This is a genomic window from Rhizobium sp. BK661 (genome assembly GCF_024808825.1).
GTDB lineage: Bacteria > Pseudomonadota > Alphaproteobacteria > Rhizobiales > Rhizobiaceae > Rhizobium.
On record NZ_JANTYT010000007.1, the window covers coordinates 37,053 to 56,592 of the forward strand.

Sequence of the window (19,540 nt, forward strand, 5' to 3'; positions counted from 1 at the left end):
AAGGAATTTCAATGAGCTTCACGGTCGCCATTGTCGGTCGCCCGAATGTCGGCAAGTCGACGCTTTTCAACCGGTTGGTTGGAAAGAAGCTGGCGCTTGTCGATGACACGCCGGGCGTTACCCGCGACCGCCGCCCGGGCGAAGCACGGCTCGTCGACCTGCGTTTCACCATCGTTGATACGGCTGGTCTTGAGGAGGCCCATGAAGAGAGCCTGCAGGGCCGCATGCGCGCCCAGACAGAGGCGGCGATCGACGAGGCTGACCTTTCTTTGTTCGTAGTCGATGCCAAGACCGGGCTGACGCCCGTCGACACGGCGCTCGCCGAAATGTTGCGCCGCCGTGGCAAGCCCGTGGTTCTCGTGGCCAACAAGTCGGAAGCCCGTGGCTCGGACGCCGGGTTTTACGACGCCTATTCGCTCGGTCTTGGTGAACCGACTCCGATCTCGGCCGAACACGGGCAGGGCATGCTCGACCTTAGGGATGCGATCGTTGCCGCCCTTGGTGAAGACCGCGCATTTCCGCCTAAGGAAGATGTCGCCGTCACCGACGTCGATATCCCTCAGCCGATCGATGAGGAAGGCGAGGAAGAGGAAGAACCGGTATATGACGACACGAAGCCGCTGCGCGTGGCGATCGTCGGTCGCCCGAACGCCGGTAAGTCGACGCTGATCAATCGCTTCCTCGGTGAAGACCGACTGCTGACGGGGCCGGAAGCCGGCATCACGCGCGATTCCATCTCCGTTGAATGGGACTGGCGCGGCCGCACCATCAAGATGTTCGATACGGCAGGCATGCGCCGCAAGGCGAAGGTGATCGAGAAGCTCGAAAAGCTCTCGGTGGCCGATACGCTACGTGCCATCCGTTTTGCTGAGCTCGTCGTCATCGTCTTCGATGCGACGATCCCGTTCGAGAAGCAGGATCTGCACATCGTCGATCTCGTGCTCCGTGAGGGCCGTGCTGCCGTGCTCGCCTTCAACAAGTGGGACATGATCGAGGAGCCGCAGGCTGTTCTCGCGGACCTGCGCGAGAAGACCGACCGCTTGCTGCCGCAGGCGCGCGGGATTCGTGCCGTGCCGATCTCCGGCCAGACCGGCCGTGGTCTCGACAAGCTGATGCAGTCTATCATCGATACGGATAAGGTCTGGAACAAGCGCATCTCGACTGCCCGCCTCAATCGCTGGCTGGAGCAGCAGCAGGTTCAGCATCCGCCACCAGCAGTCTCCGGTCGCCGCATCAAGCTCAAGTATATGACGCAGGTGAAGGCCCGTCCGCCGGCGTTCATGATCTCCTGCACACGCTCCGACGCGCTGCCGGAATCGTACACCCGCTATTTGATCAACGGTCTGCGCAACGATTTCGACATGCCGAGCGTGCCGATCCGGATTCACTATCGTTCTCCGGACAATCCGTATGAGTCGAAGAAAAAGCGGTCCTGATAGGTCCGCTGCTCCTTATTTTGAGTGACGCGTCAGCGTGTCGCGCAATACGATCACGTCTGCCGCCAACCGTTTCAAGTCAGCAAATTCTCGGCCCGATGCATCGAGGATGCAGCCGGGAATGGATGCTGCGCGTCTTTTGAGTTCGCGACCCTCCTTCGTCAACCGGATGATGACTACACGCTCGTCGTCCTTGCCGCGCTCGCGTTTGACGTAGCCGGCCGTTTCCAAACGCTTCAGGAGAGGGGTGAGGGTGCTCGATTCAAGGTGAAGCTTCTCGCTGATGTCGCCGACTGTCTGGTTGTCTTCTTTCCATAGGGTGACCATTGCCAGGTACTGCGGGTATGTGAGGTCCAGCGCATCAAGCAGTGGCTTGTAGACCCGATTCATCGCGTGATTTGCGGTGTAGAGGGCGAAGCACATAAAATCATCTAGGTTCAGATCGTCGCTCATATCCAATTCTCCGAAAGCGCGACAACATATATCGCGCAATAAACAATCGCAACCAATCTTTCTGCATGAGAGCTATGCCTGTTTATATCGTGCGATATATAATAGTGCAATATATAGATGATGCGCCAACGACGAATAGCAACCGAAAAGGACAGGACAATGTCGACCGCAAAGACCGCACTCTCCGCAGCAGCCATCCTCGCAGCAACCACTTTGGGTGCCGCTGCCGATCCGGTATTGGAAGTGACAACCCAGAAGTTCATCGATGCGCTCGCTGGCTCCAAGCCAATCTATGCACTGTCTCCTTCCGACGCCCGCAATGTCCTTGCCGGGGCGCAGAAGGGTGACGCCAAGAAGCTTGCCGCCAAGGAAGAGAACCTGACGATCAAGGCTGGACCGACCGGCAGCATCAAGCTGCGTGTCGTTCGTCCAGAAGGCGTGAAGGGCAAGCTTCCTGTCGTCATGTATTTCCACGGCGGCGGCTGGGTGCTTGGCGATGCCGATACGCATGACCGTCTCGTTCGCGAGATCGCCAATGGCGCCAAGGCCACTGTTGTCTTTGTCGACTATGAGCGCTCGCCGGAGGCTCGCTATCCGATCGCGATCGAGCAGGCCTACGCCGCAACGAAATACGTCACTGAACACCAGAAGGAATTCAATGTCGACGCCACCCGCCTGGCGGTGGCCGGCGACAGCGTCGGCGGCAACATGACCGCGGCGGTCACGCTGCTTGCCAAGGAGCGCGGCGGTCCTGCAATCGCTCAGCAGGTCATGTTCTATCCCGTGACCGACGCCAACTTCGAGACCGGCTCCTACAATCAGTTCGCCAACGGTCCTTGGCTAACGAAGGAAGCGATGAAGTGGTTCTGGAATGCGTATCTCCCCGATGAAGCCAAGCGCAGGGAGCCGACTGCTTCCCCGCTCCAGGCTTCACTCGATCAGCTGAACGGGTTGCCTCCGGCATTGATCATCACCGACGAGAATGACGTGCTGCGAGACGAAGGCGAGGCCTATGGCCGCAAATTAAGTCAGGCGGGCGTGAAGGTGACCTCGATCCGCTACAACGGCACGATCCACGACTTCGTGCTTCTGAACGCCATTGCCGAGACGCCCGCTGTGCGCAGCGCAATCTCCGTTGCCAGCCAGACGCTCCGCGACGCGCTCAGCAAATAACCGGTTCAGGTTCCTGACGAGACGGGCCCGGCGGCATCACCGGGCTTTTTCGTTCTTGGCAGCGACTTGGCAGCAAATTGCCAGGCTTTCTTCCACTTCGGCGTAATGACGCCGTTGGCGGCGCGGATGTTGTTGATGAACTGTGTCGTCGCCGCTTCCCAGGAATATTGAAGCGCGAGTTCGCGTGCCTTCTCGCGCGACGCTGAAAACGCCGTTAGGCAGGCCGTTTTCAGGTCGTCGTCGAGTGCTCCGACGTCGTTGTCGTCTGCGATGATGTCGAGGGGGCCGGTGACAGGGTAGGCGGCGACGGGAACGCCTGACGCGAGGGCCTCGAGGATCGTATTTCCGAACGTATCCGTCAGCGAGGGGAAGACGAAGACATCCGCCTGGGCGTAGGCCTTCGCCAGTTCCTCGCCGACCTTCAGGCCGGCGAAGTGGACATCTGGATAGCGCTTCTCGAGCTCGGCACGAGCCGGCCCGTCACCGACGACGACCTTCGATCCCGGTAGGTCGAGATCCAGGAAGGCCGGCAAGTTCTTTTCCAGGGCAACGCGGCCGACTGTCATGAAGATCGGGCGGGCAAGGCCGAACGGCGCGTCGTCCAGGGGCATGGGGCGGAAATGATCGGCATCGATGCCGCGGCTCCACGGCATGAGGTTTCGAATGCCCTTGTCGGAGAGTTCGCGCGCGAGGCTTGGGGTCGCGACCATGCAACCGGCGCCGGAATTGTGGAACCAACGGACGAACGCATAAAGCCAGCTCTTCGGTATGGGCAAACGGGCCGAAACATATTCCGGAAAGCGGGTGTGGTAACTGGTCGAAAAGGGCATGCGGTTCTTCAGGCACCAGCGCCGCGCCGTCAGCCCCAAAGGACCCTCCGTTGCGATATGAACGTAGGAGGGCATGTGTTTTCTGATCTCGCGCGCGACGCGGCGGTAGCTGGCGATGGAAAGACGAATTTCGGGGTAGGTGGGGCAGGGCACACTGTGAAAGCCCTGCGGCGTCACCATTGCCACGTCAATGCCCATTTTCGCCAGTTCGCGGTTGGTGTTCTCGATCGAACGGACGACGCCGTTGACCTGCGGATGCCAGGCATCGCTGACAATGACCAGCCGTTCCGCCACCCCCGGCCGAGATGCGTTCCGGCCTTCGTTGCCCCCAACATCCGACATATGCTGCAGCACGCCCCAATTCCATCCAAGCCGCGCCCGCGGGGGCGCCGGCCAAACTCCCGGCAGACCCGGGGACTCGATTCCCGCGCTTCACATTCTGGCGACCGTCGATGATGGAAATATTACAGTTGCGCTACACCGATCGTCCGGTGTTGCTCAGGCGTGGTTGATACCAAGTTTTTCCCAGGCAACGAGGGCTCCATGTTCGCTGACGACGCGTGCGGCAACCTTTGCAGCAAATGCGGCGGCGGCGGGCGCGTCCTTGGTCTCGAGGTAGCGGGCGAGAAATGCGCCGTTGAAGCTGTCGCCGGCGCTGGTCGTGTCGACGACCTGCTCGACCTTCTCAGCCGGGACGAATCTCTCCACGCCGTCGAAGCTCAACGTTGCTCCTTCTGCGCCGTTCTTGACCACCACGTCCGTCGCGCCGAGGGTGCGATAGCGCTGGATCGTTGCTGCAATCGAAACGTCGCCGAAGTGCGTTGCCTCGTCATCAAAACTCGGCAGCACCAGGGAAGAGGCACGCGCACCTTCGCTAATCGTCGCATGCATCACGTCATAGCCCGACCAGAGCCGCGGGCGGATATTGGGATCGAAGGCCACGATCTTGCCGGCGGCCTTGGCGCGGCGGACTTCGGTGAGCAGGGTGTCGGCGTCGTTGCGAGACAGGATCGCAAGTGTGATGCCGGAGAAGTAGACAACGTCGCTGGCCTCGATCGCCTCGCGAAGGAGTTCCGCGTCGGCTGCGAGCTGGCGGGCGGCGGAGTTGTCGCGCCAGTAACTAAAGGAGCGCTCGCCATCCTTGAGGCTGATCATGTAGAGACCCGGCGCCTTGCCCTTGATGCGCCTGATAAATTCCGTGCCGATGCCAGCCTGCTTGTAGAAGGCGATCATCTCATCGGACATGGCTTCGTCGCCGAGCGCGGTAAAATACTCGACCGACCAATCCGCCGGCAGGCAGGCGCGGGCGTACCAGGCTGTATTCAGCGTGTCGCCGGCAAAGCCCTTGCGCAGCAAGCCGGCGCCTGCATGCGAAAGCTCTACCATGCATTCACCGATCGATAGAAAACGCCCGCTCACAGAAAGCCTCCCTGAATTTTCCCGCTTTCGCTGATACGCGTAGAGGCTGTTCCTGACAAGCCACGAGCGGCATGTGGCTGCGACTCTAGGCCGGATTGTTGACCCTATCTGCAGCGCGCATAGTGGCACTCGCGCAGTTACGGGGACACACGCTTGCAGACGATCTCAGGCCCTCTGATTGGTATTTCGCTGGTTGCGGCGCTATCGCTTTCAACCGGTCTCGCTTCCGCACACGGAGGCGGAGGCAAGCGAAAGTGGGATTGTCAGACACTCGCCTTGCAGGAACGAAACACGGTGGGCGGTAAGCTGCCTAGCAAGGACATCAAGCACCGCGAAAAGCTAAAGCGCAAAATGCAGAAGCTGGGATGTTCGACTGATTTCGGCTGAAGGTTGTTTTTTGTCCCGCCCGCTTTAGTGTTGGCATCATCGAATGAAGGTAGGAGATAGACGGCTGATGTCGGTTGCGGGCAAAACAGCGGACTGGTGGCGAGGTGCGGTTATCTATCAGGTCTATCCACGATCCTTTCAGGATACGAACGGAGATGGCCTCGGAGACCTGAAGGGCATTACCCGGAGATTGCCCCATATCGCCAGCCTCGGCGTAGACGCCATCTGGCTGTCGCCATTCTTCAAGTCACCGATGGCCGATATGGGCTATGACGTTTCCGACTATTGCGATGTCGATCCGATCTTCGGAACGCTCGATGATTTCGACGAGATGATGGCGGCGGCTCACCGGCTCGGCATCAAGATCATCATCGACCAAGTGATATCGCACACGTCCGATGTTCATCCCTGGTTCGTCGAAAGCCGCTCAAGCCGAAGCAATCCCAAGGCCGACTGGTATGTCTGGGCAGATCCGAAGCCAGATGGCACGGCACCCAACAACTGGCTCTCGATCTTCGGCGGGCCTGGATGGGAATGGGATGGCGTACGCCGGCAATATTACCAGCACAACTTCCTGACCTCGCAGCCGGATCTGAACTTCCACAATCCACAGGTTCAGGATGCCGTGCTCGCCACCGTGAAGTTCTGGCTCGACCGTGGCGTCGATGGCTTCCGCCTTGATACAGTGAACTACTACTTCTGCGATAAGCTTCTTCGCGACAATCCCCCGCATGCGCCCGACGAGAGCGATGCCGGTCTCGATGCGCCCGATACGAACCCTTACGGCATGCAGAACCACCTCTATGACAAGACGCAGCCGGAAAACATCGGCTTCCTCCAGCGCTTCCGGGCCTTGCTCGACCACTACGAAGCGCGCGCGACGGTAGGCGAGGTCGGCGACGGAGCACGCTCGTTGAAGACGGTGGCTGCCTATACCGCCGGCGGCGACAAGCTGAACATGTGCTACACCTTCGACCTGCTCGGACCGGAGTTTACCGCTACCCATATCCGCAGTTGCGTCGATGCCTTCCAGAAGTCGGTTGCCAATGGCTGGGTCTGCTGGGCCTTCTCGAACCATGACGTCAACCGTCATGTGAGCCGCTTCGCAAAGACCCCGGAGGAGCGGCCAGTCGTTGCCAAGCTCGCCATGTCGGTGCTGGCGACGCTGCGCGGCTCGATCTGCCTCTATCAGGGGGAAGAACTCGGCCTGCCGGAGGCCGAGTTGGCCTTCGAGGATCTGCGTGACCCCTACGGCATCCGTTTCTGGCCGGCCTTCAAGGGACGCGACGGATGCCGCACGCCGATGCCCTGGGAGGCTGCGAAGGCGCATGCCGGCTTTACCATGGCCGAAAAATCCTGGTTGCCTGTTCCTTACGAGCAGGCAGCGCTTTCCGTCGACACGCAGGAGAGCGATCCGCATTCCGTTCTGAACCACTACCGGCAGACGCTCGAATTCCGGAAAGGCCATCCGGCATTGCTTGACGGCGCGATGGAGTTCATCGGGACCAATCAGGACCTGCTCGCCTTCACGCGCACCAAGGGAAGCGAGACGCTGCTCTTTGTCTTCAACCTGACGCGCAAGCCAGCACAGTTCATTCCGCCGGCGGGAATGGTGATAGGAGAACGGTTGGCTATGCCGGGCTTTGCGGCGGGAGCGGCAACCGGCCCAATCAAGCTTGTCGCGCTCGACGCGTTCTGTGCGCGGGTGGCTGGCTAGACGTCAGCCGATCAGCGCAAACTTGTCGACATCGACCATTCCCCGATCCGAGATCTTCAGGTGCGGAATGACCGGGAGCGGCAGGAAGGCCACCTGCAGGAAGGGTTCCTCAAGCGTCGTGCCGAGCGCGTAGGCGGCCTTGCGTAGATGGTGGAGCGTGTCGCGCACCGTCTCGTAGGGCTCGAGGCTCATCAGGCCGGCAATGGGCAGGGCGATCTCGCCGGTGACCTTGCCATCCTCCACAACCACGAAGCCGCCGTTGATTTCGCCGAGGCGATTGGCGGCGAGCGCCATGTCGTCCTCGCTGACGCCAACGACGCAGATGTTGTGGCTGTCATGGCCGACGGTGGAGGCAATCGCACCCTTCTTCAGGCCGAAGCCCTGGACGAAGCCATTGGCATGGTTGCCGTTCTTGCCGTGCCTTTCGATCACAGCGACCTTGATGATGTCGTTGCCGAGATCGACGGCGGTCTGGTTGCCTTTCACCGGTAGCCGGTAGCGGCGGTGTTCGGTAATGATCTTGCCGGGAGTGACACCGATGACAGGCGTTTCGCCATCGGCCACAGGAACGCCGAAGTGGGCGGCGTTCACGGGCCGGGCCTTGACGCTGTCGAGGCCGACCGGCTCCACCGGCTTGCGTGTGGCGAAAAGTTCCGTGGTCACCTGGCGGCCGGCAGCAAAGACCAGATCCGCGCGGCAGTTTTCGAGGCTGTCGATGACCACGAGGTCCGCGCGCCAGCCTGGGGCGACGAGACCGCGGTCCCTCAAGCCGAAGGCCCGGGCAGCCGAGATCGAGGCGGCGCGGTAGACGGCAAGCGGCTCCACCCCGCTCTTGATCGCGGTACGGATCATGTAGTCGAGATGCCCTTGCTCGGCGATGTCGAGCGGGTTGCGATCATCGGTGCAAAGGGCGATGTAGGGCGACAGGCGCTCGGTGATGATGGGCATCAGGGCTGCGAGATCTTTCGAAACAGAGCCCTCGCGCACGAGGATGTGCATGCCCTTGCGGATCTTTTCCAGCGCTTCGGCAGCACTCGTGCATTCGTGCTCGGTGCGGATGCCGGCGGCGAGATAGCCGTTGAGGTCGTTGCCCGAGAGCAGAGGGGCGTGGCCGTCAATGTGCTCGCCCTGGAAGGCGTCGAGCTTCGCCATGCAGATCGGATCCTTGTGGATCACGCCGGGGAAATTCATGAACTCGGCAAGGCCGATTACCTTCGGATGATGGCGGAAGGGAAGGAGGCGCTCGATCGGAAGGTCGGCGCCCGATGTCTCCAGATGCGTCGCAGGCACGCAGGAGGAGAGCTGGACACGGATGTCCATGATCGTTTCGAGGGACGAATCGAGGAAATACTGAATGCCTTCGGTGCCGAGAACATTTGCGATCTCGTGCGGGTCGCAGATGACTGTCGTTACGCCATAGGGCAGGACGCAGCGGTCGAATTCGTGTGGCGTCACCAGCGACGACTCGATGTGGAGATGCGTATCGATGAAGCCCGGCACCACGATCTTGCCCGAGATATCGATCTCGGTTTCGCCGTCGTAGCTGCCGCACGTGCCGACGATAAGATCCTGTGCGATCGCGACATCGGATGCCACCAGTTCGCCGGTCACAAGGTCGAAGAAACGGCCGCCTTTCAGAACGATGTCGGCGGGCAGGCGGCCCGTTCCCTGGTCGATGAGGCGTTCAAGCTTGGCAGTCATGGCATCCTCGTGCTGGCGTTTCACCAGTTATAGCCCATGTGTCCGACAAAGCGAGATCGGCTTTGTCGGCCGGTCCACAAACGAAAACCGGGTGCCCCAGAGGGACGCCCGGCGATCGAAATCGGGAGATCGAAGGCTTATTCGGCCGGAACGATCTTGCCGGCTTCCCACTTGTAGAGCGCGAAGCTTTGCGAGGTCAGGTCGCCGGTTTCGCCGTAGGTCAGCTTGCCGATTGCCGTCGGGATCGCTTCGCCGCCCTTCAGCGCCTTGGCGACTGCTTCCGAATCTTCAGCGCTACCGGCCTTCTCGATACCCGCCTTCAGGACTTCGACTGCGGCGTAGGCGTTGAGCGTGAAGGCCTCGGCCGGGATGCCCTTGGCCTTAAGTGCGTCCGCAGCTGCCTGCGAGTCCGGGCTCTTCGTTGCGTCCATGGCATTGGTGAAGATCGTGCCACCGGCTGCGTCGGTGCCGATGTTCCAGAACTCGCTGTTCGATAGGCCGTCGCCGCCGATGATGACGGCCTTGACGGAGAGGTCATGCAGCTGACGGGCCAGCAGGCCGCCTTCCGGGTGATAGCCGCCGAAATAGACAACATCGACGTTCTCGGCCTTCAGACGGGTCGTGAGCGCGCTGAAGTCCTTGTCGCCGGGGCTCAGGGAGTCGTCGAGCACTTCCTTGATACCACCGGCGTTCAGGGTTGCCTTGAACGAGTCGGCCAGACCCTTGCCGTAAGCGCCCTTGTCGTTGATGATCGCGACGCGCTTGTCCTTGAAATTCTTCAGAACGTAGTTGGCGGCGACCTCAGCCTGCTGGTCGTCGCGACCGCAGGTGCGCAGAACGTTGGCGAGACCACGCTTGGTGAGATCGGGAGCCGTTGCCGTCGGGGTCACCATCAGCACGCCGTTTTCGGCGAGAACGTCAGAAGCCGGGATGGCGACGCCCGAGGTGACCGGGCCAACGACGAAGCGGATGCCGTCGCCGACGAGCTGGTTTGCGGCGGAAACGCCCTGCTTCGGTTCGCCGGCATCGTCGGCGTATTTGAGGATGACTTTTTCGCCGAGGATGCCGCCCTTCTTGTTGATCTCGTCAACAGCAGCCTGTGCGCCATTCTTCACCTGGTCGCCATAGGCGGCAACCGGACCGGTCAGCGGCGCGATGAGGCCAATGGTGATATCTGCATGGGCGAGCGGCGCAAAGGCAAGCGAGGCGACAAGGGCCGCCGACAAAGTCTTCAGACTCATTTTCTTTCTCCTTGGGTGGGTTTTCAAACCCGCGATTAAGTACCGCAGCAGTGTGCCCAGATCGTACAACAGCCCTTGCGGGATGCGCCAAGAGACGATGAGCAGCCGCACGGCCGAAGCATCCGCCTGCCATGTTTGGCTTCGGCGAGTGCACAGCAAGTTTCTTAGGAATTTACCGCGGATTTCGCAAGAAGATAAAGAAATGGGGCCCGTTTTTGCCTGATCTGGCAAAAACGGGCCCCAAAGCGCATCGATCAGATGTTGTTTTGAAGAATTTCGCGGAGTTTTCCGAAGAGTTCGTCGATGTGGTGCTTTTCGATGATCAGTGGCGGCGAGAGCGCGATGATGTCGCCGGTGGTGCGGATCAACAGGCCCTTCTCATAGGCCTTCAGGAAGGCGGTGAAGGCGCGCTTGGTGGGCTCGCCGGCGATCGGATCAAGTTCGATGGCGCCGATCAGGCCGGTGTTCCGGATGTCGATGACATTCGGGCAATCCTTCAAGGAGTGCAGTCCGTCGGCCCAGTAGTCCGCAAGCTCCGCGGCGCGGGTCAGCAGCCCTTCTTCCTTGTAGGTGTCGAGCGTGCCGAGAGCTGCCGCGCAGGCGATCGGGTTGCCGGAATAAGTGTAGCCGTGGAAGAACTCGATCATGTGTTCTGGACCACTCATGAACGCGTCATGGATCTCCGACGTCACGAAAACCGCGCCCATCGGGATGACGCCGTTGGTCAGGCCCTTTGCGGTGGTGATCATGTCAGGCTTGACGTCGTAGTATTGGGCGGCGAACGGGGCACCGAGGCGGCCGAAACCGGTGATGACTTCGTCGAAGATCAACAGGATGCCGTGCTTGGTGCAGATTTCGCGGAGCTTCTGCAGGTAGCCCTTAGGCGGGATCAGGACGCCGGTCGAGCCGGCGATCGGTTCGACGATGACGGCTGCGATCGTCGAAGCGTCGTGCAGTGTGACGATGCGCTCGAGTTCCGTCGCCAGATCGCCGCCATGCTCCGGCTGGCCGCGGGTAAAGGCGTTCTTGCCTGGCTGATGTGTGTGTGGCAGGTGATCGACACCGGTCAGCAGGGCACCGAACATCTTGCGGTTGGAAACGATGCCGCCGACGGAGATGCCGCCGAAGTTGACGCCGTGATAGCCGCGCTCGCGGCCGATGAGACGGAACCGCGAACCGTTACCCTTCACCCGATGGTAGGCGAGGGCGACCTTAAGAGCCGTTTCGACCGATTCAGATCCCGAATTGGTGTAGAGAACGTGATCCATCCCTTCGGGTGCAATGTCGACGAGGCGGTTTGCCAGCTCGAAGGCCTTCGGATGACCGAGCTGGAAGGCTGGCGCGTAATCGAGTTCGCCAGCCTGTTCGCGGATCGCCTCGGTGATCTTCGGCCGGCAGTGGCCGGCATTGACGCACCAGAGGCCGGCAGTGCCGTCGAGCACCTGGCGGCCGTCGTGGGTCTGGTAGTACATGTCCTTCGCGCCGACAAAGAGACGCGGCTCCTTCTTGAACTGTCGGTTCGCGGTGAAGGGCATCCAAAAGGCCCGGAGGTCGTTTGGCGTGGTATTGAGGCGGTTGGACATGCTGTTCTCCATGGCCGTTTCGGAGGCCGTTCCCGTTATTGGCTGAGGCGGTTTTTTTACTGCCCGGTCAAATTATCAGCGCTTGTCCGGGCGTCAAGCGGCTGCCGTTGCCAGCGGGCGCTCGCGCCGGCTGGCGCAGTGCAAAAAAATAGACCGGCATTGCTGCCGGTCTAAGAGTATGAAGACGTACTGAAATAAGGTGCCGCACTATTCCGGATGCATCCCTCGGCAGTGGGGCTTATAGGCTGACGTTATGTCAGCGCGTCCTTACGCCGCAGACTTTGCGCGGCTTTGAACAGCATAGATGTCGGTGAGGGCTTCGAGGATCTTGAGGACCGGCTCGGAATTGCTTGAATAGTAGATCGTCTGTGCGTCGCGTCGCGTCTTGACCAGCTTCTGGGCGCGCAGCTTGGATAGGTGCTGCGACAGCGCGGACTGGCTCAAACCGACTTCCTGCGCCAACGCGCCGACGGGGATCTCGCCCTTGACCAGGTTGCAGAGGATCAGAAGTCTCTTGGGGTTTGCCATTGCCGACAAAAGGGCAGCTGCAACGTTTGCATTGGCGGTTAAATCGATTGTGTCCATATTTTCTTCCTGGTGTGAAACTAATTTCAAGAACGCGTGTTCCCGCTCAATGCCGGACGGCGAAAACTATCAATACCGCTTCAAGATTGTATATAGCTAAATTTCAGGTATTGCGTATTTCATGTTAGATATATGTGAATAAATATCATCGACCCCCTGTGCGACGGTCTCGAACTCGCAGCGCAGAAGCAAATCACCCGAAATGAGATCGAAACCGGCGCAATCCACTCCACAAATGCGCCAATCGCCGTTGCCAGCCTTGAGGCCCGCTGCGGCTGTCGCTGCCAGATCTGGGCGCTCAGCTAGCAATTTTTGCACTATCGTGTCTGACTGAGCTGCCACGGCTTCATTGCCGGGGGATCGAATCGTCAGGTCCTCGCCTTCCAAGACATAGGCGCGACCAAAGCCGCCATTGAGGCTGGCCGACTGCGGCATGAGCCGGAAAAAACGGAAATCCGGAAAATCGATGTAGAGCTTGGCCTTGGCATGGCGATTGAGGAAGCGGCTGCGGATGCGCGCGTGGATCTCGCTGTCGCGCTCGACCGGTTCGGCTAGGCATTGGGTCGTCAGGCGGGTATAGGCGAGCGGATCGCCCTTGCCGGGCTCGCCCGTCAGAAGCGACGCGCGGCGGTCGGCGTCGAGCGCACGAGTATGCGTCGACAGGCCTGAGACGAGAATGACGGGTACGCCGTCAATGTCCGTGCCGAGGAGAACCCGGCTGGCAAAGGGAAAGCCGGTCCCGGGATCGAGAACGGCAATTGCGGCATAACGGGCGGAGCGGAGAAGCGTGCGAGCGAGCTTGCGGGCTTCTCCGTCCGTTTCCCTGAGAACGGAAGCTTGATCTTTCATGTCCACTTTCTTGGCGGAAGCGGACGCAGGGATCAAGCCTGTTCTTTGCGCCGATGCTGCGTGAGGCCTTCGACGATATCCTGCGCCGAGATGGTCCCAATGATCGCGCCGTTTTCCACGACGCCAATACTGCCGGGCTGGCGCGACAGCGCATCAAGGATGTCGATGAGCGGCGTTTCCGCACGCGCCGTGCCGCTGACGCTTGCACCGGCGGCCGCGTGGCCGAGACCGCGTTGCATCACGTCCTCGGCCGTCAGCATGCTGATCGGGTTCATGTGCTGGACGAAATCGGCGACGTACTGGTCCGCGGGGTTCTTCACGATCTCCTGCGGGGTGCCGCACTGGATGATGCGCCCGCCTTCCATGATGGCGATGCGGTTGCCGATACGGAACGCTTCGTCGAGATCGTGGCTCACGAACAGGATGGTCTTCTTCAGGCGTCGCTGGAACTCGAGGAGCTCGTCCTGCAGGCGTGTGCGGATCAGCGGATCGAGCGCCGAGAACGGCTCATCCATCAGCAGGATAGGCGCACCGGTGGCAAAGGCGCGGGCAAGGCCGACGCGCTGTTGCATGCCGCCAGACAGCTCATTGACCTTGCGGTCAGCCCATTTGGTCAGGTTGACGAGTTCGAGTTGCTCGCCGACGCGCTTCTTGCGTTCGGCGTCCGGCATACCCGCGAGTTCAAGGCCAAAGCCGACGTTTTCCGCGACCGTTCGCCATGGCAGCAGCGCGAACTGCTGGAAGACCATGGAAACGGTGTGCATGCGCAGGTCACGCAGACCTTTGGCCGTCGTTTTGTAAGGGCTGCAGGGGCCATTCGGCGTTGCGACCGACACCTCGCCGCGCACGACGGGCGCCAACCCGTTCACGGCGCGTAACAGGGTCGACTTGCCTGAACCGGAAAGGCCCATCAGGACGAGAATTTCGCCTTCCTGGACGCTCAGGGAGGCGTCTGCCACGCCGAGCACGAGTCCGGTTGCGGCGCTGATCTCGTCACGGTTCTTGCCCTGGTCCGCGAGGGCGAGGGCACTCTCCGGCTTGTCGCCGAAGACGATGCTGACGTTGTCGAAACGGACCGCGGTCATGCGCTTTCTCCTTCACCCGTCGCGCGGAACATGCGGTCGAGAATAATTGCGAGGATGACGATACAGAGGCCCGCCTGGAAGCCCATGGCGACGTTGACCGTATTGAGCGCGCGCACGACAGGCTTTCCGAGACCGTCGGCGCCAACCAGAGCGGCGATGACCACCATCGAGAGGGAGAGCATAATTGTCTGCGTGAGGCCGGCCATGATCTGCGGCATGGCAAAGGGAAGCTCGACTTTACGCAGTACCTGCATCGGTGTCGCGCCAAATGACTCTGCGGCTTCAACCAAAGAGGGCGGCGTCGATATGATGCCGAGGCGGGTCAGGCGGATCGGAGCGGGGATCGCAAAAATCACGGTTGCGATCAGGCCCGGAACCATCCCAAGGCCGAAAAGGATGAGCGCAGGGATCAGATAGACGAAGGTCGGGATGGTTTGCATGAGGTCGAGGACCGGCCGCATGATCGAAAACACCCATGCGCGCCGCGCACCGGCGATACCGAGCGGAATGCCGACGGCCATGCTGACGAACGTCGACGCCAGGACGAGTGCCAGTGTTTCCGTCGTTTCCTTCCAATAGCCCTGGTTCATGATCAGCAGCAAGCCGAGCAGGGTGAAGACCGCGACGCCGATGGAGCGGCGTAGCCAGTATGCAATGCCGACGATCGCGGCCAGCACGATCAGGGGATGCGGAGCCTGCAAGATAAAGAGCAACGCATTGATAACGTGCGATAAAACGAAAGCAAGCTGGTTAAAGAACCACTCGCCGCTCGACGTCAACCAATCGACGGTCGTTTTGGCGAAGGGGCCAATAGGAATTTTATAGTCGGTGATCCAATTCAAGGAGCGCGCCTATCCGAAAGAGCAAAGATCGAGGTGAAACAAGAAGGGGCGGCGAGGGCCGCCCCGTCATCAGTTTCAGAGGCCGAGGCCGGACTTCACGGCGGCAAGGGCGTCCTTGCCATCCTTCGTCGTGACGCCTGCCAGCCACGGATCAACTGCGTTCGGATTTGCCTTCAGCCATTCGGTCGCGGCAACCTGCGGATCCTCACCGTCGTTGAGGATCTTGCCCATGATCTGGTTTTCCATTTCCAGATTGAACTTCAGGTTCGAGATGAGCTTGCCGACGTTCGGGCATTCGGTGGTGTAGCCGGCACGGGTATTGGTGTAGACCGTCGCACCGCCGAAGTTCGGGCCGAAGGTGCTGTCACCGCCGGTAAGGTAGGTCATCTTGAAGTTTTCGTTCATGGGGTGGGGCGCCCAACCCAGGAACACGACCGGCTTGCCGTCCTTGTCGGCACGGGCGACCTGCGCGAGCATGCCCTGTTCGGAGGACTCGACGAGTTCAAGCCCGCCCATTCCCATCTCGTTCTTCTCGATCAGCGTCATGACGAGGCGGTTGCCGTCGTTGCCGGGCTCGATCCCGTAGATCTTGCCGTCAAGCTCGTCCTTGTGCTTGCCGATATCGCTAAAATCCTTGATGCCGAGTTCAGCGCCCTTGGCGTTGGTAGCGAGCGTGTACTTGGCGCCTTCGAGATTGACGCCGAGGGAATCGACGGTCTTCTCATCGAGGTAGGGTTGGACGTCCTTCTTCTGGGCCGGCATCCAGTTGCCAAGGAACACGTCGATGTCCTTGTTCTTGAGCGACTGATAAGTAACCGGAACCGACAGAACCTTAATGTCGGGCTCGTAGCCTAGGTTCTTCAGAATGACCGCTGTGGTGGCGGTGGTAGCGGTGATATCCGTCCAGCCGACGTCTGAAAGACGGACGGCGGAGCAGCTATCGGGGTCCGCGGCAAATGCTGCTGTTGCAACAGAGAGAGCGGCAACTGCGGTGGCGGTAGTCAGTTTGAATGCGCTTGTCGTTTTCATTTTAGACTCCCAGTCTTACGTTCCCAAGCCAATCACCAATAGCCGAGTTTTACAAGCGACCTGAGTGCGTTTGCGCCGCATTGGAGTACCCGATTGCGACGTAGGGCATTTTTTCGCGGAGTGCCGGGATTTCAAGGGTTTTGGCGATTTTCCGGCGTGAATTTCTTGTGATTATCAAAATGGGGGACTTTTCTTCGCGGTTTCGAGCTTCCAAGAAGCGAAAGACGGAGAAAACGATGGCAAAACTCTATTTCAACTACTCGACCATGAACGCCGGCAAGTCGACGATGCTGCTGCAGGCCTCCTACAATTACGAGGAGCGCGGCATGCGCGTCGTTCTGCTGATCGCGGCCTTCGACGAGCGCGCCGGAAAGGGAATTATCGGCTCCCGGATCGGGCTGCAGGCGAGCGCGATTGCCTTCGAACCGGACGCGGACCTGCAGGCTTTGATCGGCGAGCTCGGCAAGGAAGGGGAGCCAATCGCTTGCGTCTTCGTCGACGAGGCTCACTTCATGACGCGCGAGCATGTCTGGCAGCTTGCGCGCATCGTCGACCGGATGAACATCCCAGTGATGGTCTACGGCCTGCGGACCGATTTCCAGGGAAAGCTGTTTCCGGCATCGGAAGAACTGCTCGCGATTGCCGACGAGATGCGTGAGGTCAGGACGATCTGCCATTGCGGGCGCAAGGCGACGATGGTGGTGCGCCTCGATGCGGACGGAAGGGTCCTGCACGAAGGTGCGCAGATCGACGTCGGTGGCAACGAAAAATACGTGTCGCTCTGCCGGCGCCATTGGGATGACGCCATGAACGGGGAGTGGCGAGCGGAGGCGGTGTAGGCACTCCTCAAATCGATTCCGGATTGGCGGCTTATGCGCTAGTTTCGCGGAAACCGATTCATGGAGGCGTCCCGGTGCGCAAGCCTTTCTCCTTTGACACTCAGCTGGAAGCCGCGCGAGCGCTCGTGGAACAGTTGCGTCTTGAGGCTAGAGTCTGCGTCGATTTCATTAACGAGTTCGCCCGCCAAGGGGCGGCAGTCGACGACGAGCGCTTCCTTGTCGAGAACGGCCGCTTCCAGGCATTTGTGGCAAACGGCACGAGCCTGACCAATCTGCTTGCGGAGCTCGTATCCGTTCTCGACACGCTGACGATCAAGGTTTCGGCGGACCTCGACAGCTTCCGTGGCCTTACCGCCGGCGAGAAATTCATCGGACGCTTTTCGCGCCAGCGGATGTGGCGTCGTCATAGCGCGCGGGTGCGCGCTGCCCCTGTCGTGGAGCGGCTGCGTAACCTGCTGGTCAAGTCCGATGCCACCGCTGATGTTATCGCGAGCTACCGCACAATCGCGATCGACTTTCACAAGCTGGGAGAGCATGGCCTGATCGGCATCGTCGAACAGCGCCGTCGGCTGGTGGACAAGATTGATATCGCGCGCCTTCGTATCCGGGAATTGAATGCCAAGGCGCTCACCACGCAGGGCAGGATTGGCCTCTACGGCAGCAAAGCCGAATGGGAGCGCATGGAAGAGGAGCGCCGCGCGCTGAAGGCGGACGCCGAGCGCGTTGCTGACGAAGAGCGCGGCATGCGGGAGGATAGCCAGCGCCGCGAGCGCTTCATCAATCTGTTCCAGGTTTTCGTCGATGCACTCAATACCCAGGTTGGTCGGTGCAATGCGCTGACGCGCAAGGTCGTCATCGACACCGAAGAAAGGCTGTTGATTTATCAGGCACAGGTCGACACCGATATTCCGGGATCGAAGGTCCAGATTTCAGCCGAACTTTTTCCCGCCATTGCCGGGCCGATCGAACTGTTCGAGCGCAATATGCTGGTGCCGCAGGAGCTGGAACATCGCAAGCGGACCGCGGATGCTGCCTTTGCGAGCAAGTTCGAGGCGTTCCGGCCGGATCAGGAAGACAGCTCCGGAGACCCGGTCATCGATACGACGAAAATCTCCAAGCGGCTGCGCTTGCGCTTTCCGTTCTAGCTCGCGCCGAAGAAACAATAATATCAGCACGATATTGTCCTTGCCGGAGCGAGCGCATATGTCAGTGCGCAGACAATGTTGGTCCACCACGGCAAGGAGAAAACGATGCTCGACCGGATCGCCGGTTTTTTCAGGCTGATCGGCCGTACCATCGGACGCTGGGCGCGACTCCTGTTCGCCTGGGCTTTCTGGCCATTTATCGCCGCCCGCGGCTGGTACGTTCAACGGACATGGATGATCCGGTTGCCGATCCTGGGCCTGATCGGGCTGCTTGCCGTTCTCTATTGCTACTTCATCTGGCAGACGCAGGTCTGGTCCGGCTTCGATCCGTCCTTCGTGAATGAGTACCGGCTTTCCGAACGCAAGGTTGCCGCTGGACAGGAATTGCCAGCAACGGACGGCGCGGCGAAGACCTGCCAGCGCTCGGCCATTGTCGATGTCGCGGCCGATCTAACGGACTTCAACGTCAATCAGAATGCATGGATCTCCTCCATGCTCCTTTACCGTCTTGGCTTCTTCGGTGTCGATTGGGACCACACGCCTTTTCTCGACAACAAGGCGTCGTTCCAGCGCGGCGTGAACCAGGCGGTGCGCCGCACTTCAGCAGAGCTCGTCGACTCGCTCGGTCGGGTGCGTGGTACCTCGGGTATCAACAATGATCTGCAAGACGCCCGCGGTAAGCTGCAGTTCGATGAATACAGCTGGTATTTCGGACTGAATCCGTTCGGGCCGAAGACGCCGACGCCGAGCTACTACCGTTCGGCGATTGAAAGCTTGCGCAAGTTCAACACCGATTTGGCCGCCTGCAACGCGGTCTTCGATGGCCGTGCAGACAACCTCATTCAGTTCATTGATCGCATCGCCAACGATCTCGGCAGCACGTCCGATGTGCTTGCGGACCGCTCTCAGAACCACCATCGCGGTTGGTTCGATACCCGCGCGGACGATCGGTTCTGGTTTGCTTATGGGCAGCTCTATGCCTACTACGCGATCCTTGCGGCGGCGCAGTCCGATTTTTCGCAGGTGGTCGCGGAACGCAACCTGAGCGCCATCTTCGGCGCAACGATGCGGCAGTTCCAAGCGGCGTTGCAGATCCAGCCGGCAATCATTTCCAACGGCCGGGAAGACGGCTGGATCATGCCGAGCCATCTGGCGACGATGGGCTTCTACATTCTCCGCGTGCGCTCGAACCTCGTCGAGACGCGTTCCGTGCTCGATCGATGAAG

The 19,540-nt window shown here is 60.4% G+C and carries 17 protein-coding genes; 6 read left to right on the forward strand and 11 right to left on the reverse strand.

Translation table 11 applies throughout. The annotated features are described in order from the left end of the window. Nucleotides 1–11: 11 nt before the first annotated feature. Nucleotides 12–1,436 (forward strand): ribosome biogenesis GTPase Der, encoded by a 1,425-nt coding sequence (der, locus tag FHX16_RS16325; RefSeq protein WP_183861264.1) that lies wholly within the window; start codon nucleotides 12–14, stop codon nucleotides 1,434–1,436. Nucleotides 1,437–1,451: 15 nt separating this feature from the next. Here der and FHX16_RS16330 read toward each other — a convergent pair whose 3' ends face one another. Beyond that, on the reverse strand, nucleotides 1,452–1,889 hold the full coding sequence (locus tag FHX16_RS16330; RefSeq protein WP_183754086.1) for a MarR family winged helix-turn-helix transcriptional regulator: 438 nt from the start codon (nucleotides 1,887–1,889) through the stop codon (nucleotides 1,452–1,454). A 159-nt stretch (nucleotides 1,890–2,048) separates the two neighbouring features. Here FHX16_RS16330 and FHX16_RS16335 point away from each other — a divergent pair, with 159 nt between their 5' ends. Next, on the forward strand, nucleotides 2,049–3,062 hold the full coding sequence (locus tag FHX16_RS16335) for an alpha/beta hydrolase (protein WP_183861262.1): 1,014 nt from the start codon (nucleotides 2,049–2,051) through the stop codon (nucleotides 3,060–3,062). A gap of 5 nt (nucleotides 3,063–3,067) precedes the next feature. Here the strand turns inward: FHX16_RS16335 and FHX16_RS16340 are convergent, their stop codons facing one another. Beyond that, the gene (locus FHX16_RS16340; protein ID WP_183861432.1) at nucleotides 3,068–4,234 is read right to left on the reverse strand and encodes a glycosyltransferase family 1 protein; all 1,167 of its coding nucleotides are present in this window, start codon (nucleotides 4,232–4,234) and stop codon (nucleotides 3,068–3,070) included. 156 nt (nucleotides 4,235–4,390) lie between these two features. After that, nucleotides 4,391–5,311, reverse strand: a complete 921-nt coding sequence (locus FHX16_RS16345) for a sugar kinase (RefSeq protein WP_259129448.1) — start codon at nucleotides 5,309–5,311, stop codon at nucleotides 4,391–4,393. Nucleotides 5,312–5,765: 454 nt separating this feature from the next. On the opposite strand from FHX16_RS16345, the gene FHX16_RS16350 reads away from it, so the two are divergent. Further along, nucleotides 5,766–7,415 carry an alpha-glucosidase gene (locus FHX16_RS16350; RefSeq protein WP_183861430.1) on the forward strand — a complete coding sequence of 550 codons (1,650 nt, stop codon included), beginning with the start codon at nucleotides 5,766–5,768 and terminating at the stop codon, nucleotides 7,413–7,415. Between the two features lie 3 nt (nucleotides 7,416–7,418). On the opposite strand, the gene ade is transcribed toward FHX16_RS16350, so the two are convergent. From ade to FHX16_RS16390, 8 genes are all read right to left on the reverse strand, one after another. Next, nucleotides 7,419–9,116, reverse strand: a complete 1,698-nt coding sequence (gene ade / locus FHX16_RS16355; RefSeq protein ID WP_183861259.1) for an adenine deaminase — start codon at nucleotides 9,114–9,116, stop codon at nucleotides 7,419–7,421. 137 nt (nucleotides 9,117–9,253) lie between these two features. Next, a complete protein-coding gene (locus FHX16_RS16360) occupies nucleotides 9,254–10,357 on the reverse strand; it encodes a branched-chain amino acid ABC transporter substrate-binding protein (RefSeq protein ID WP_016554764.1) in 1,104 nt (367 codons plus the stop codon). Between the two features lie 254 nt (nucleotides 10,358–10,611). Then, nucleotides 10,612–11,940 (reverse strand): aspartate aminotransferase family protein, encoded by a 1,329-nt coding sequence (locus FHX16_RS16365; protein WP_183861257.1) that lies wholly within the window; start codon nucleotides 11,938–11,940, stop codon nucleotides 10,612–10,614. Between the two features lie 267 nt (nucleotides 11,941–12,207). Then, a complete protein-coding gene (locus FHX16_RS16370; protein ID WP_016554762.1) occupies nucleotides 12,208–12,525 on the reverse strand; it encodes a helix-turn-helix transcriptional regulator in 318 nt (105 codons plus the stop codon). Nucleotides 12,526–12,621: 96 nt separating this feature from the next. Then, nucleotides 12,622–13,374 carry a HugZ family protein gene (locus FHX16_RS16375; protein WP_183861255.1) on the reverse strand — a complete coding sequence of 251 codons (753 nt, stop codon included), beginning with the start codon at nucleotides 13,372–13,374 and terminating at the stop codon, nucleotides 12,622–12,624. A 32-nt stretch (nucleotides 13,375–13,406) separates the two neighbouring features. Next, a complete protein-coding gene (choV, locus tag FHX16_RS16380) occupies nucleotides 13,407–14,459 on the reverse strand; it encodes a choline ABC transporter ATP-binding protein (protein WP_183861253.1) in 1,053 nt (350 codons plus the stop codon). Continuing rightward, nucleotides 14,456–15,301, reverse strand: a complete 846-nt coding sequence (choW, locus tag FHX16_RS16385) for a choline ABC transporter permease subunit (protein ID WP_114713399.1) — start codon at nucleotides 15,299–15,301, stop codon at nucleotides 14,456–14,458. The genes choV and choW overlap by 4 nt, the downstream gene beginning before the upstream one ends. Nucleotides 15,302–15,376: 75 nt before the next feature. Beyond that, a complete protein-coding gene (locus FHX16_RS16390) occupies nucleotides 15,377–16,330 on the reverse strand; it encodes a choline ABC transporter substrate-binding protein (protein WP_183754104.1) in 954 nt (317 codons plus the stop codon). A 236-nt stretch (nucleotides 16,331–16,566) separates the two neighbouring features. Here FHX16_RS16390 and FHX16_RS16395 point away from each other — a divergent pair, with 236 nt between their 5' ends. The 3 genes from FHX16_RS16395 to FHX16_RS16405 all read left to right on the forward strand — a co-directional run bounded on the left by FHX16_RS16395 (nucleotide 16,567) and on the right by FHX16_RS16405 (nucleotide 19,538). Then, nucleotides 16,567–17,169 carry a thymidine kinase gene (locus FHX16_RS16395; protein WP_183861251.1) on the forward strand — a complete coding sequence of 201 codons (603 nt, stop codon included), beginning with the start codon at nucleotides 16,567–16,569 and terminating at the stop codon, nucleotides 17,167–17,169. 74 nt (nucleotides 17,170–17,243) lie between these two features. Continuing rightward, nucleotides 17,244–18,314 carry a hypothetical protein gene (locus FHX16_RS16400; RefSeq protein WP_183861249.1) on the forward strand — a complete coding sequence of 357 codons (1,071 nt, stop codon included), beginning with the start codon at nucleotides 17,244–17,246 and terminating at the stop codon, nucleotides 18,312–18,314. 105 nt (nucleotides 18,315–18,419) lie between these two features. Beyond that, a complete protein-coding gene (locus FHX16_RS16405; protein ID WP_183861247.1) occupies nucleotides 18,420–19,538 on the forward strand; it encodes a DUF2333 family protein in 1,119 nt (372 codons plus the stop codon). Nucleotides 19,539–19,540 lie beyond the last annotated feature (2 nt).